This is a genomic window from Actinomadura miaoliensis, from assembly GCF_039536785.1.
GTDB lineage: Bacteria > Actinomycetota > Actinomycetes > Streptosporangiales > Streptosporangiaceae > Spirillospora > Spirillospora miaoliensis.
In genome coordinates this window covers 299,579-312,777 of sequence record NZ_BAAAZG010000006.1, presented here as the reverse complement: position 1 = coordinate 312,777, position 13,199 = coordinate 299,579, and the positions used below count along the sequence as shown (strand labels likewise).

The window sequence follows — 13,199 nt, the reverse complement described above, 5'->3', positions numbered from 1 at the left end:
GACTCCCTGGCGCGCCCAGCCCCGGAACCGGTCGTAGATCGTCGACCAGTTGCCGTAAGTCGCCGGCACGTCCCGCCACGGGCTGCCGGTCCGGAACCTCCACATCACCGCGTTGAACTGGGCGCGCAGGTCAGGGATCGGCCCGGACGCCCCCAGCGGCAGATGCGGCTCGATCAGTTCCCATTCGGTATCGGTCACGTCACCGCGCGTCATACAACGGTGATAGTGCCTGCTCCCGCTCCGGCGCGGGCAGAGTCACTCGACTGTGACTGATCTGGACTACGAACAGGCCCTAGCCGGCCGCCTCACACGACCCGATCGTCATCGGTGACATGGGGTGAGGTCGGACTGGTGACACTTCGGTGAGGGCGCGGTGCTGCGCCGTGGCCGGCCTGCCGTTGCGTTCCCTGCGTATCGCCGTGGCCGTGGGAGGCCGCACTGATCGCGATCTCCCGTCGCGCGACCGATTCCTTTTTCGCGGAGTCTCCGTCACATGGTCAGGAACGCGACAGAACACCTGACACGGAGCAGCTCTCATGACAGTGAACAGCCGGCAGGCGACGGTCATCTCCCGGGACGGCACCGCCATCGCCTTCGAGCGTTCGGGCACCGGGCCCGCGATCATCCTTGTGGCGTCGGCACTGGCCGACCGGTCCGACACCGCCAAGCTGGCCCGGCTCCTCGCGCCGCACTTCACCGTGATCAACTACGACCGGCGGGGCCGGGGCGCCAGCGGCGACGCGGCGGACTACGCGGTCGAGCGAGAGATCGACGACATCGCCGCACTGATCGACCACGCGGGCGGTTCGGCGTCGCTCTTCGGCAGTTCGTCCGGGGCCGTCCTGGCGCTGCGCGCCGCGGCCGCGGGAGTGAACGTCGAGCGGCTGGCGCTGTACGAGCCGCCCTTCGTGGTCGGCCACGACGGCTTCGGGCCGCCCGCGGACTTCGCCCGGAACGTCACCTCGCTGCTCGCCAGGGGGCGCCGGGGTGAGGCGGTCAAGTACTTCATGACCGAGGCCCAGGGCATGCCCGCGTTCATGGTGACCATGATGCGGCTCGTCCCGGGGCCGTGGTCGAAGCTCAAGGCCATGGCGCACACGCTGCCCTACGACATCGCGGTGATGGGCGACACGCAGCGGGGTGAGCCGCTGGACGCCGAACCGTGGTCGAGGGTGACCGCGCCGTCGCTCGTCCTGACTGGCGGCAAGAGCCCGGCCGGGTTCCACGACGCCGCACGGGCGCTGGCCGGGATCCTGCCCGACTGCCGGCACCGCACCTTGCCGGGCCTCAACCACGGTGCCGTGGTCATGGCCCCCAAGAGGATCGCTCCCGTGCTCATTGAGTTCCTGGCTGCCGACGGTCACCCGGTTCCCGATCGGAACGGGCACGGCGGCACCCATCGGTAGGGCTCTGAACTTGGTGCGACCACTGGGCGGCGGGCTCGGGACGGCACGCGGCCGAGCCGAGCCGAGCCGGGCGGGCGGGGGCTCGACCGATCGCGTCAGTCGGGGTTCGGCTCGGCGCTCGCCCGTTCGGGGGCGAGGTCGTCCTGGGTCGCCGCCCAGCTCGCCAGCAGGCGCAGGCCGTCCGCGGTCGGTGACTCGGGGGCGGCGGTGTAGACGATCAGGGTGAGGCCGGGGTCGGAGGGGAACTCCATGGCCTCGAAGTCCAGCTCCAGGTCGCCGACGACGGGGTGGTGCAGCCTCTTGCTTCCGGTGCGGTGGAAGCGGACGTTGTGCGTCGCCCAGCGCTGCCGGAACACCTCGCTGCGGGTGGACAGCTCGCCGATCAGCACCATGAGGGCCTTGTCGTGCGGGTTCCTGCCCGCCTCCAGGCGCAGGACGGCGGCGATGTCGTCGGCCGAGCGGTCCCAGTCGACGAAGAAGTCCCTGGACGCCGGGTCGAGGTAGACGAACCGCGCGCTGTTCGCCAGCCGCCGGGGGTCGGCGAACATGGGGGCGTACAGGGCGCGGGCCATCCGGTTCGCGGCCAGGAGATCGTAACGGCCGTTGCGCACCCAGGCGGGAGCGTCGGTGATCGCGTCGAGGATGCGCCGCATGGGGGGACGTACGCGCGGCGCGGCCGGACGCCGGCGGCGGGAGACGGGGCTCGCGTTCGCCTTGCGGGCGAGCGCGTACAGGTGGTCCCGCTCGGCCTCGTCGAGCTGGAGGGCGCGGGCGACGCCTTCGAGCACGCTGTCGGACACCCCGGTGAGGTTTCCGCGCTCCATGCGCACGTAATAGTCGACGCTTACTCCGGCGAGCATCGCGGTCTCCTCCCGGCGCAGCCCCTTGACGCGGCGGACGCCGCCATAGACGGCCAGGCCCGCCTGCTCCGGGGTGATGCGCGCCCGGCGGGAGCTGAGGAACTCGCGGATCTCGGCTCGGACATCCATACCGACCACGTTATGCGCGGCGATCGTGACCTGGGAGGTACTGCCGTTCCCCCCGAACGACGGGGACACCGTCAACGAGCACCAGGAGCGTCACCAGACGAGCGACTTCCCGGTACGACGCCGACGGCACGATCGGCGACGGCGCGGTGGGCCTGCCCCCTGGCCGCGGGTGCGACACTTCCGCGCACGTCCCCCGATGAGAGGAACAACGGTGGGCACGTGGGGCACGGGGCCGTTCGACAGCGACTACGCGGCCGACTTCGTGGATCGGCTGGACGCCGCCGACGCCGATGCCCGGCTGGAGCTGGTGAGCAGCACGCTCCACGGCATGGCGCAGGCCACAGGGCCCATCCACGACGGTGCCGAGGGGGTCGCGGCAGCGGCCGTGGTCGCCGGACGATGTCCCGGCGGCGAGCGATACGCCGCTATGGAGGGCTTCCCGACGCGGCCGCTGCCGAAGATCCCCGCCACGCTGCGCGAGGTGGCGGCCGCGGCTTTGGAGCGTGCGCTCGCTCCCGAGTCCGCGATGAGCTTCGGGTGGGTCACCCCTGAGGACGCCGCCGCGTGGCAGGCGGAGGTCGAGCGGATCCGCGCCGTCCTGCTTCCGGCGGAGGGCGACGCCGGACACGGCTAGGACGCATGGCCGTCAGGGAGCCGCCCGTGTCTTCTCTGACCGGGTCGGGCGGGAGGCGGCCGTCCGACGTCGCGGTGGCGACCACCAGGACGGGGCCGCGGGCGGTGAGGTGGGTGGGTGGTGTCAGGCTTGCGTCCGGCCGGGGGTCTCGGCGCGTTGTTTGATCTCGGCCAGGGTGGCGGTGATGCTCTCCTTGAGCTGGCGCATCCGGACGAGGACGATCTGCTGTTCCTGCTCGGGCATCCGGTCGATCAGCACGGACAGGTTGGAGCGGGCGGGGCCCAACTGCATCCACTGGCTCAACCGCGTACCGCCGTCCTGCGGCCGGAGGGTGAACCGCCAGGTCGCGACCGGATGCTCCGGGTTCTCCACCGCCCAGGCGAACACCCGAGGCGGCTCGAACTCCACGATGTGCGAGGTGGTCTCCCATTCGCCGACGGCCTCGTGCCTGTTGCGGCCGACGAAGCGGGCGCCGAGGGCGGGGCCCGAGGCGTCGTCCAGCCAGCGCACCGACTGCAGTTCGGTGCTCATGCTCGGCATCAGCTCGACGTCCGACACGAAGGTCCAGACCCGCTCGGGCGGGGCGTCGACCCATGTGTCCCCCTCGACGGTCGGTCTGTCCGCGTACCGCGCCCCGGTCCACTCCACCGTCGCTCACTCTCCTCCACATGGCCCGTGGCGGCGAGAGTCGCGTAGATAGAGCGACATGTCAAGAATGTCCGAAGGGCCGCCGCGAACGCCGCGGACGTCGGGGCGCGCGAGGAGTCCGGACGGTCGGCGGTGTCCCGAACCGAGGTTCGGTTGCACGTCGCCGGGTGGCCGGGCTGAGCGTCCGGCCGATACTTGCCCGCGGGCATGCCCCGCGCCCCCGCTGTACGCCCAGGTGACGCTGCCCGGCTGCGGCCACAGGACGCAGCAGGGAAGCCCCGCCGAAGTCAACACCGCGCTGCTCGACTTCCTCGCCCAACCCCCCGCGCGGAGGTCACGCAGGCCCGGAAGCGGGGCGTAGCAGGGCCTCCTGGGCGACGGAGGCGACGACCGTGCCGTCGACGGTCCGTATCGAGCCCTGGGCAGGCCTCGGCTGCCGACGTGGGCGACGGGGCGCATCGAGTACAGGAGCCACTGGTCGACGCGTGGCGGGCGGTGGAACCAGATCGAGTGGTCGAGGCTGACCCGCAGGCCGTGGCGCGTCTCCGGGCCGGGGGCGCGGGCCGCGCGTACGACGGCGATGTCCGACAGGTAGGCGAGCAGGCACGCGTGCGACGCGGTGTCCGGGCCGACCGGCATGGTCACCCGCATCCAGAAGGGATGCGACACCGGGAACGCGCCGGGGCGCGACGGAATGACCGGGCGGATGTCGACCGGCTGGTCGTCGCCGAACAGCAGGGGCAACCGCACCGGGCGCAGGTCGTGCGGGGGCGGCACGGACGGCGGGGCGGGCGCCTGCCAGTCCTCGCCGGGTTCGGGGTCCTGGAAGGAGGTGATCATTTCGAAGATCGGCTTGCCTTCCTGGCGGGCGGTCACGCTCCGGGTGGAGAACGCGCGTCCGTCCCGTGTCCTGGTCACCTCGAACCGCACGGGGTCCGCCGGGAGGCCGGGCCGGATGAAGTAGGCGTGCAGGGAGTGCACGGGTCTGGGGCCGTCGATGGTGAGGCCCGCCGCGCGGAGGGCCTGCGCCACGACCTGGCCGCCGAAGAGCCGCCCTCGCCCGGGGCCCCGCGGGGCGGCGACGAACAGGTCGCCGTCCAGTCGTTCCAGGTGGAGGGGGTTCCACAGCGGTGACGCGTCGCTCACGGGCACCTCTCATCCGGGCGGTGGCGCCGCCGGGGACGGCGCCGACCAGTCGAGTGTCGCCGATCTCCACCCGGGCGGCCATCGTGCCCCCTACGCCCCGGGGCGTAGGGGGCGGTGGGAGAAGCGGATCGTGCCGTCGTCGACGTGCTCGGTCTTCACCGCGCTCCGCCGGTGGCGGTGGCCGTGGTGGACGGCACCGTCCGGGGCCCGCGCCGGCGTACGACCGCCTGGCCGCCCTTGGCCGGGGCGTTGGCGATTCCCCGCGAGTGCCGTCGCTCGTCCGGGGCGACCGTCGGTATCAGGGTGAAGTCGCGCAGCATGGTGCGCAGGACGACGTTCATCTCCATGGTCGCGAACGCCGCGCCGATGCAGCGCCGCCTGCCGCCGCCGAACGGGATCCACTCGTACAGGTCCGGCCGGGCGTCCAGGAAGCGGGACGGGTCGAAGGCGCGGGCGTCGGGGAACAGCGACTCGTCCTCGTGGATCAGGGAGATGCCGACCAGCACCGTGTAGCCCTTCGGCAGCGTCCATCGTCCGAGCCGGAAGCCGTCGGCCAGCACCTTGCGTCCCACGACGTCGATGACGGGACGGGTGCGCTGCACCTCGGTGATCGTCGCCTCGCGCAACGCGCCGCCGCCCGCGTCCACCTCCGCGACGAGGTCGCGCAGCACCTCGGGGTGGCGGCGGAGCCGTTCGACCGCCCAGGCGAGGGTCGTCGCGGTCGTCTCGTGCCCGGCGGTGAGCAGGGTGAGCAGCTGGTCGGCGATCTGGCCGCGGCTCATCGGCGAGCCGTCGTCGTAGCGGCTGCGCAGCAGCAGCGCCAGGACGTCGTCGCGTCCGTCGAGGTCCTCCCCCGCCGCCTTGTCGATCAGCCGGTCGACGATCGCGTCGTACCGGCGGCGGGCGATCAGGAACCGGCCCCACGGGCTCCACCGCCCGAGGTCGGTCCGCGGGACCGGCAGCACGGCCAGCCGGGAGCCGTAGGCGACCCACGGCGGCAGCAGCGCGCGCAGTTCGGCCAGCTCGGCGCCGTCGGCGCCGAACACCGCGCGCAGGATGGCGTTCAGCGTGATCCGCATCATCGACGGCAGCGTGGCGAACGGCCGGGCCTGCGGCCAGGACGCCAGCTCGCGCACCGTCTCCTCTTCGATGATCTTCTCGTAGGCCGCGAGCCGGCGGCCGTGGAAGGGCGGGACGAGCAGCTTGCGCTGCCGGTGGTGCTCCTCCCCCGTCAGGGCGAACAGCGAGCCGGGGCCGAGCACCCGGCCGAGATTGGGCTCCAGGTTCTCGACGAGGTCGGGACCGGCCGTGAACAGCTGCTTGATCTCGGCGGCGTCGCTGATGACCATGGCCCGGCCGAAGATGGGCACGTTGACGGTGAAGGCGTCCCCGTAGCGGGCGTGCAGCCTGCGCATCGCCCGCGCCCGGCTGGTCAGCGCGAACGCGCCCTGCAGGAAGCGGGGGGTCGGAGGGCCCGGGGGAAGCGTCACGGTCGTCATGGAGGAGCACCCCTCTCGGCGTGGTACGTGACCGTACCAGGCACGGTACGCCGACGTACCATCTCCTTCAAGGCGAGCCGCGACGGGAGGTATAGCGTGACGACTGTGCGGTCCCTGCATGATCGAGAGGCGGTGCCGGCCGCCGCCGACGACACCGGCGGGTTCCGGCAGCGGCTGCTCGACGGGCTCGCCGCGTCCATCGCGGAGAAGGGCTACCGCGGCACCACGGTCGCCGACATCGTGCGCCGGGCGCGCACCTCGCGGCGCACCTTCTACGAGCACTTCGCGAGCAAGGAGGAGTGCTTCATCGTGCTCCTCACCGCCGCCAACGCCGAGATGATCCGCCGCGTCTCCGCCGCCGTCGACCAGACCGCCCCCTGGACGACCCAGGTCCGGCAGGCGATCGAGGCCTGGATCGCCTGCGTCGAGTCGGAACCGGCGATCATGCTGAGCTGGATCCGGGACGTGCCGTCCCTCGGCGACGCGGCGCGCCGCCTGCAACGCGAGGTGATGGAGGCGTTCGTCTCGGTGATCCAGACGTTCTGCGACACCGAGGAGTGGCGCGCCGCGGGCGTCGGCCCGGTGTCGCGGCAGGTCGTCATCATGCTGCTCGGCGGCCTGCGCGAGCTGACCGCGACCACCGTCGAGGACGGCGGCCGCGTCGGCGACTTCACCGAGGTCGCGGTCCAGTCCTCGATCGCCCTGCTCGGGCCGCGCGCCGAGGCGTGACCCGCGGCGGCGGCCCGCCCGAGGCGCGAGGAACGCGCGCGAGGCCCGCCCGAATATCCCGGTGAACCCGACCTGGTTTTTTGACACCCAGTGCCATTAGAGTGTTGATCATCATCGGTCCGACGTTCCAGGGGAGTCTTCTGTCCCCCACGGACGTCCGCCCTGGATCGCCGGTCCGGACAGCTCCGGCCAACGTGGAGGCATCCATGGGACGTTTGACGGGCAAGGTCGCTTTCATCACCGGCGCCGCACGGGGCCAGGGCCGCGCGGAGGCCGTCCGGCTCGCCGCCGAGGGCGCGGACATCATCGCGATCGACCTCCTCGAGACCCCCAGCCCGCACGTCTCGTACGCCCCGGCGACGCAGGCCGACCTGGACGAGACCGTCAAGCTCGTGCGGGAGCAGGGGCGGCGGATCGTGGCCCGCAAGGCGGACGTGCGCAGGCTGGACGAACTGCAGGCGGCGGTCTCCGAGGGCGTCGCCCGGCTCGGCCGGCTCGACATCGTGGTGGCCAACGCCGGCATCGTGAACTACGGCCGCACCTGGGAGCTGACCGAAGAGCAGTGGGACGACGTCGTCGACATCAACCTCACGGGGGTGTGGAAGACGGTCAAGGCCACGGTGCCGACGCTCATCGAACAGGGCCAGGGCGGCTCGATCATCATCACCAGCTCGGTGGCCGGCCTGAAGGGGCTGCCGTTCCTCGCCCACTACGCCAGCTCCAAGCACGGCGTCGTCGGCCTGGCCAAGGTCCTCGCCAACGAGCTGGGCGAGCACGACATCAGGGTCAACACGATCCACCCGCACGGCGTGCGGACCGGCATGAACGACGGGTCCATGCAGGGGCTCCTGGACGCGTCCCCCAACCTCGGCCCCATCTACATGTCGACGCTGCCCTACGAGGCGGTCGAACCGGAGGACATCGCCAACATGGTCGCCTTCCTGGCCTCCGACGAGGGCAAGTACATCACCGGCAGCCAGTTGCGCGTCGACCTGGGCGCCATCAACCGGTAGGCCCGCCCCGCCCGGCGGCGGCGCCGGGCAGGACGCCCCTACGAGAGGTGGTCGATGACCGCCGCGGTGACCTCGGCGGTCTTGGCGCCGCCGCCCAGGTCGGGGGTGAGGACGCCCGCCGCGGTGGTGGCCTCGATCGCCCTGTTGAGCCGGGCCGCCTCGTCCGGGAGGCCCAGGTGGTCGAGCATGAGGGCGGCGCTGCCGATGGCCCCGATGGGGTTGGCCACGCCCTGACCGGCGATGTCGGGGGCGGATCCGTGCACCGGCTCGAACATGCTGGGGAAGCGGCGCTCGGGGTTGAGGTTGGCGCTGGTGGCGAGGCCGAGGCTGCCGGCCATGGCGCTGCCCAGGTCGGACAGGATGTCGGCGTGCAGGTTGGACGCCACGACCACCGACAGGTCCTCGGGGCGCAGGACGAACTTGGCGGACATCGCGTCGACCAGCACGCTCTCGGTCTCGACGTCCGGGTAGTCGGCCGCGACCCGGGCGAACACCTCGTCCCACAGCACCATCCCGTACTGCTGGGCGTTGCTCTTGGTGACGCTGGAGACCTTGCGGCGGGCGCGGGTGCGGGCGAGGTCGAAGGCGAACCGGATGATGCGCTCGCACCCGGCCTCGGTGAACAACGCCGACTGGACCGCCACCTCGCTGCCCGGGCCGCGGGCGGACAGGTTCCGGCCACCGAGGCCGGAGTACTCGCCCTCGCTGTTCTCGCGGACGACCACCCAGTCGAGTTCGGTGTGGTCGGCCTTGCGCAGCGGGCTGACCACGCCGGGGAGGAAGTGCACCGGACGCACGTTGGCCCACTGGTCGAAGCCCTGGCAGATTTTCAGCCGCAGGCCCCACAGGCTGATGTGGTCGGGCACGCTCGGCCAGCCGACGGCGCCGAAGTAGATCGCGTCGAAGCCCTTGAGGGTCTCCAGGCCGTCCTCGTCCATCATCCGGCCGGTGCGTGCGTAGTGGTCGCATCCCCAGGGGAACTCGGTCCACTCGAAGGCGAACGCGCCGTGCGAGGCGGCGGCGAGCGCGTCCAGGACGGCGCGGCCCGCGGCGACGACCTCGGCGCCCACACCGTCGGCGGGGATGGCGGCGATCCGGAACGTGTGCTGGGACGTCACTGGCACTCCTCGAAGGGGGATCGTCGGGCTCGCGCCGACGCGGAAAGGACGCGTCGAGTGAAACGCGGCGCGGCCGTACCCGTCCAAGACCGGCTGCCGATGCAGCCGATAGGCGCTGCCTATGTCTCAACCTCGGGCAATAGGCCGGCGTCCGGCGGCGTGTACGCGCGGGCGGTGCCGAGGAACGCCGCAGCCGCCGGGCTCAGCGGCGCGGAGCGGCTGAGCAGGGAGATCCGCAGGAACGCCGGCGGGTCCAGCGTGGCCACGCGCGCTCCGGCGCTGCGCGCGAGCGGTGCCCAGGCGGCGGGCAGCACCGCCAGGCCCACCTCGCGCAGCACCAGCGGCAGGATCGAGGTGCGGTGGGCGACCTCGGCGACGATGTGCAGGTCGGTGCCGGAGGCCATGATCTCGTCGACGATCTGACGCATGCGGCTGCCGCGCGGCGACACGATCATCCGCGCGCCCGCCAGCGCCGTCCGCGGCACGGGATCACCGGCGGGGAAGGGCCCGCCGGCCGCGCCCACCAGGATGAACGCCTGGTCCCCGAGCGGCAGCACGTCCAGCCCGGGCGGCGGCGTCCACTCGGCCGACCCGACGAGCCCGAGCTCGCAGGAGCCGTCGCGCACCTTCTGCGCGACCTCGTCGGGGGTGAAGGCGGCCTCGGCGCTCAGGGTGATGCCCGGATGGCGTTCGCTGAACGCGCGGGTCAGCGCGCCCAGCGGCTCGATGCCGGGCGACGGCATGGTCACCAGCTCGACCCGGCCCCGCCGCAGCCCCTTCATCGACTCCATCGCGGCGCGGGCGGTGCTGAGGTCCCGCATCACCTGGCGGGCGTGGCCGGCCAGCTCGCGCCCGGCGTCGCTGACCACGACCCCGCGGCCGGTCCGGTGGAACAGCAGGACGCCGAGCTCGCGCTCCAGCTGCGCGATGGCCTGCGACAGCGAGGGCTGCGCGATCAGCAGGTGCTCGGCGGCGCGGCCGAACCCGCCGTGGTCGACGATGGCCAGGAAGTATTCGAGCTGTCGGGCGTCCATCGTGCCTCCTCGGAGCGGAGCGACTCATAGGCGGAACCTATAGGGGGCGTAGGAAGCCGGTCTTTGACGAATGGCTGTGACAGCGGTCACCGTGGGCGCACCGTCCACCCCCCTGCTCGGACCGAACGGTATTCGTCCCGGTCGCCACCCCCCTCCAGGAGGTCTGATGAGCCAGCCCGAGAACGCCGCCCACGTGCCGCGCCGCACGTCCGGGCCCTGGTACCGGCAGCTGTACGTGCACGTCCTGATCGCGATCGTCATCGGCATCGTGCTCGGCTGGCGGTGGCCGGACCTCGGCCAGGCCATGGAGCCGATCGGGACGACCTTCATCACCGCGATGAAGATGCTCATCGGCCCCATCGTCTTCCTGACGATCATCGGTGGCATCGGCGGCGTGGCGGACCTGAAGAAGGTCGGCGTGACCGGGCTCAAGGCGCTCGGCTACTTCCAGGTGGGCACCATCATCGCCCTGCTCACCGGGCTCGTGGCGATCAACGTCTTCCGGCTCGGGGAGGGCGTGCACGCCGACCCCGCGAAGATCACCACCACCGAGACGGCTCAGCAGTACATCAGGACGGGCGAGTCCCAGCACTGGTGGGAGTTCCTCACCGGCCTCGTTCCCGACAGCTTCTTCGGCGCGTTCGTCGAGGGCGACATCCTCCAGGTCATCTTCCTCGCCGTGCTGTTCGGCATCGCCCTGAAGTCCGTCGGCCCGGTGGGCGAGCCCATCATCGACGGGGTCAGGCGGCTGACCGAGGTCGTGTTCAAGGTCCTGGGCCTGGTCATGAAGGCCGCCCCGCTGGGCGCCTTCGGCGCCATGGCCTACGCCATCGGCAAGTTCGGCCTGTCCACCCTCACCAGCCTCGGCTCACTGATCGCGCTGTTCTACGCGACCTCGATCCTGTTCGTCGTCGTCGTGCTGGGCGGCGTGCTCGCGGCGTACGTCCGGCTGAACATCTTCCAGCTCTTCCGCTACCTCAAGGAGGAGTTCTTCCTCATCCTGGGCACCTCCACCGCCGAGCCCGCCCTGCCCGGCCTCATGCGCAAGCTGACGTTCATGGGCGCCGACCGCACGACCGTGGGCCTGGTGGTGCCGACCGGCTACAGCTTCAACCTCGACGGCGCCGCCATCTACCTGTCCCTGGCCACCCTGTACATCGCCCAGGCCACCGACACGCCCCTGACCGTCGGCCAGCAGCTCGGGCTGCTCGCGGTGATGCTGCTGACCTCCAAGGGGGCGGCCGGCGTCGCGGGCGGCGGGTTCATCGCCCTCACCGCGACCCTCTCCACCGTCGGCACCGTCCCGGCCGCCGGGATCATGCTCATCTTCGGCATCGACAAGTTCATGTCCGAGTGCCGCGCCCTGGTCAACTTCTACGGCAACGCGGTCGCCACCCTCTTCGTCGCCAAGTGGAGCAACGCCCTGGACCTGGACCGCGCCCGGAAGGTCCTCTCCGGACAGCTCACCCCGGCCGCGGAACCCGAGAGCCCGGAAGAGGTCCCCGCCGGCACGCCCGACCCCGTACGGCACGCCGAGATGGAGAAGGTGGACGGCCTCAAATAATCATCCGCTCGATTATTTTGCCCGGGCGACGTTTCCGTGGCTGCCGCACCGGAAATTCATCAGGAGATGAATAACGTGGGCGGCCGCCCACGGGAAGGGAGTGGCGGGATGCGCAGGCAGACGGCGGCGCTGGGCAGCGCCGTGTTCCTGGTCGTCGCGCCGGGCACGGTGGCGGGCCTGGTGCCATGGCTGCTGACCAGGTGGGACAGCGGCGATCCGGCAGGACACTGGGTGTGGGCGCGCGGGGTGGGCGGGGTGCTGATCGCCGCGGGCACCCTCGCCTTGCTGGACGCCTTCACCCGCTTCGCCCGGGAGGGCCGCGGTACGCCCATACCGGCGGCGCCGCCCGAGGACCTCGTGGTGACCGGGCTCTACAGGTACGTCCGGAACCCCATGTACGTGGCGATCCTGGCCATCATCCTGGGGCAGTCCCTGCTCCTGTGGCGGCCCGTGCTGCTCGCCTACGCCGTACTGGTCTGGGCCGTGCCCGCGGCGTTCGTTCGCTGGTACGAAGAACCGAGTCTGGCCCGCCGGTTCGGTGCTCAGTACGACGCCTACAAGCGCGCCGTCCCGGCGTGGTGGCCGCGGCTGCGTCCCTGGCGGCCGACGCACGGAACCGGCAGGTGAGATCCTCGCGGTAAGGCCGGGGACGCGTTCGGCGCCCCGGCCTTACCGGGCCGTCGGCCTGGTCAGTGCGGGTCGGTGCGGCCGAAGACGGCGCGGACGAACAGTTCGGTGTGCCGGGCGGCGCGTTCCCTGGCCGTCGCGCGCTGCTCGGGCGTGGCGTCGGCGTGCAGCCACAGGACCCGGGCCTGCCCGACCGGGGCGAGCAGCGCGTACGCCAGGTCGAACGGGGCGCCGAGGTCGGCGGAGACGGCCCCGGCGCGGATCCACCGGGTGAAGAAGGCGGCCACCCGCTCCATCGCGTCGTCGAGGTTCGCGGCCATCGCCGGATCGTGCACCAGCCCGTCGCGGACCATCAGGCTGGTCAGCAGGCGGCCGTCAGGGGTGTCCCACCTGTCCACGACCCGCCGGACCAGTTCGCGGACGAACCCGGGCGGGTCGCGGTCGGCCAGCGCGGGGTCGATGTCGGCCAGCACGCCGGCCACCCCCTGCGGCCCCAGCCGGCCGAGGGCGGCCTCGAAGATGGCCTGCTTGCTGGGGAAGTGCGCGTAGAGCACGCTCTCGCTCAGCCCCACCTCGCGGGCGATCGCCCGGATCGAGGTGCCCGCGAACCCCTTCTGCGCGAACAGCCGCAGCGCCGCCTCCACCAGCGCCGCCTTGGTGTCCCCGGCCTCGGACTTGGGGGGACGTCCCGGCCCGCGGCGGGCCGGTCCGCTCATCGTCGCCACAGTTCCGTAACCTCCCCCCGTATCCAAGCACGCGCCCGGCGCCGGCCGTGCGGTGACGGGCCCGGCG

General features: G+C 72.0%; 14 protein-coding genes. 6 read left to right on the top strand and 8 right to left on the bottom strand.

The genetic code is table 11. The annotated features are described in order from the left end of the window. Positions 1–213 (bottom strand): transposase (locus ABD811_RS08700; protein WP_344943531.1); only part of this gene is annotated, 213 nt, incomplete at its 3' end. Positions 214–536: 323 nt separating this feature from the next. Between ABD811_RS08700 and ABD811_RS08695 the strand changes: the two genes are divergently transcribed. Further along, positions 537–1,406, top strand: coding sequence for an alpha/beta fold hydrolase (locus tag ABD811_RS08695; protein WP_344943528.1), 870 nt, complete (start codon positions 537–539; stop codon positions 1,404–1,406). A gap of 95 nt (positions 1,407–1,501) precedes the next feature. On the opposite strand, the gene ABD811_RS08690 is transcribed toward ABD811_RS08695, so the two are convergent. Further along, positions 1,502–2,395: a helix-turn-helix transcriptional regulator gene (locus tag ABD811_RS08690; RefSeq protein WP_344943525.1), complete on the bottom strand. Its 894-nt coding sequence runs from the start codon at positions 2,393–2,395 to the stop codon at positions 1,502–1,504. Positions 2,396–2,606: 211 nt separating this feature from the next. On the opposite strand from ABD811_RS08690, the gene ABD811_RS08685 reads away from it, so the two are divergent. Further along, positions 2,607–3,029, top strand: coding sequence for a DUF4259 domain-containing protein (locus ABD811_RS08685; RefSeq protein ID WP_344943522.1), 423 nt, complete (start codon positions 2,607–2,609; stop codon positions 3,027–3,029). Positions 3,030–3,152: 123 nt separating this feature from the next. Here the strand turns inward: ABD811_RS08685 and ABD811_RS08680 are convergent, their stop codons facing one another. The 3 genes from ABD811_RS08680 to ABD811_RS08670 all read right to left on the bottom strand — a co-directional run bounded on the left by ABD811_RS08680 (position 3,153) and on the right by ABD811_RS08670 (position 6,322). Beyond that, positions 3,153–3,677: an SRPBCC family protein gene (locus tag ABD811_RS08680; protein ID WP_344943520.1), complete on the bottom strand. Its 525-nt coding sequence runs from the start codon at positions 3,675–3,677 to the stop codon at positions 3,153–3,155. Positions 3,678–3,683: 6 nt separating this feature from the next. Continuing rightward, positions 3,684–4,823: an acyl-CoA thioesterase gene (locus ABD811_RS43920; protein ID WP_425549378.1), complete on the bottom strand. Its 1,140-nt coding sequence runs from the start codon at positions 4,821–4,823 to the stop codon at positions 3,684–3,686. A 155-nt stretch (positions 4,824–4,978) separates the two neighbouring features. Then, the gene (locus tag ABD811_RS08670; RefSeq protein WP_344943517.1) at positions 4,979–6,322 is read right to left on the bottom strand and encodes a cytochrome P450; all 1,344 of its coding nucleotides are present in this window, start codon (positions 6,320–6,322) and stop codon (positions 4,979–4,981) included. A 96-nt stretch (positions 6,323–6,418) separates the two neighbouring features. Here ABD811_RS08670 and ABD811_RS08665 point away from each other — a divergent pair, with 96 nt between their 5' ends. Both ABD811_RS08665 and ABD811_RS08660 read left to right on the top strand, forming a co-directional pair. Then, positions 6,419–7,051: a TetR/AcrR family transcriptional regulator gene (locus ABD811_RS08665; RefSeq protein ID WP_344943514.1), complete on the top strand. Its 633-nt coding sequence runs from the start codon at positions 6,419–6,421 to the stop codon at positions 7,049–7,051. 206 nt (positions 7,052–7,257) lie between these two features. After that, entirely contained in the window at positions 7,258–8,064 is an 807-nt protein-coding gene (locus ABD811_RS08660) for a mycofactocin-coupled SDR family oxidoreductase (protein ID WP_344943510.1), read from the top strand. A gap of 38 nt (positions 8,065–8,102) precedes the next feature. Here ABD811_RS08660 and ABD811_RS08655 read toward each other — a convergent pair whose 3' ends face one another. Both ABD811_RS08655 and ABD811_RS08650 read right to left on the bottom strand, forming a co-directional pair. Beyond that, the gene (locus ABD811_RS08655) at positions 8,103–9,182 is read right to left on the bottom strand and encodes a tartrate dehydrogenase (RefSeq protein WP_344943507.1); all 1,080 of its coding nucleotides are present in this window, start codon (positions 9,180–9,182) and stop codon (positions 8,103–8,105) included. A 119-nt stretch (positions 9,183–9,301) separates the two neighbouring features. Continuing rightward, positions 9,302–10,216, bottom strand: coding sequence for a LysR family transcriptional regulator (locus ABD811_RS08650; RefSeq protein ID WP_344943504.1), 915 nt, complete (start codon positions 10,214–10,216; stop codon positions 9,302–9,304). A 166-nt stretch (positions 10,217–10,382) separates the two neighbouring features. Between ABD811_RS08650 and dctA the strand changes: the two genes are divergently transcribed. Then, positions 10,383–11,780, top strand: coding sequence for a C4-dicarboxylate transporter DctA (dctA, locus tag ABD811_RS08645; protein ID WP_344943501.1), 1,398 nt, complete (start codon positions 10,383–10,385; stop codon positions 11,778–11,780). Positions 11,781–11,888: 108 nt separating this feature from the next. Then, on the top strand, positions 11,889–12,407 hold the full coding sequence (locus tag ABD811_RS08640; RefSeq protein WP_344943498.1) for a methyltransferase family protein: 519 nt from the start codon (positions 11,889–11,891) through the stop codon (positions 12,405–12,407). Between the two features lie 62 nt (positions 12,408–12,469). Here the strand turns inward: ABD811_RS08640 and ABD811_RS08635 are convergent, their stop codons facing one another. Continuing rightward, positions 12,470–13,123, bottom strand: coding sequence for a TetR/AcrR family transcriptional regulator (locus ABD811_RS08635; protein ID WP_344943495.1), 654 nt, complete (start codon positions 13,121–13,123; stop codon positions 12,470–12,472). Positions 13,124–13,199 lie beyond the last annotated feature (76 nt).

Excerpts from the sequence above, each read along its gene's own strand:
- ABD811_RS08635 (WP_344943495.1), bottom strand. The coding sequence starts at position 13,123 with ATGAGCGGACCGGCCCGCCGCGGGCCGGGACGTCCCCCCAAGTCCGAG.
- ABD811_RS08690 (WP_344943525.1), bottom strand. The coding sequence starts at position 2,395 with ATGGATGTCCGAGCCGAGATCCGCGAGTTCCTCAGCTCCCGCCGGGCG.
- ABD811_RS08640 (WP_344943498.1), top strand. The coding sequence starts at position 11,889 with ATGCGCAGGCAGACGGCGGCGCTGGGCAGCGCCGTGTTCCTGGTCGTC.
- ABD811_RS08650 (WP_344943504.1), bottom strand. The coding sequence starts at position 10,216 with ATGGACGCCCGACAGCTCGAATACTTCCTGGCCATCGTCGACCACGGC.
- ABD811_RS08670 (WP_344943517.1), bottom strand. The coding sequence starts at position 6,322 with ATGACGACCGTGACGCTTCCCCCGGGCCCTCCGACCCCCCGCTTCCTG.
- ABD811_RS08695 (WP_344943528.1), top strand. The coding sequence starts at position 537 with ATGACAGTGAACAGCCGGCAGGCGACGGTCATCTCCCGGGACGGCACC.
- ABD811_RS08660 (WP_344943510.1), top strand. The coding sequence starts at position 7,258 with ATGGGACGTTTGACGGGCAAGGTCGCTTTCATCACCGGCGCCGCACGG.
- dctA (WP_344943501.1), top strand. The coding sequence starts at position 10,383 with ATGAGCCAGCCCGAGAACGCCGCCCACGTGCCGCGCCGCACGTCCGGG.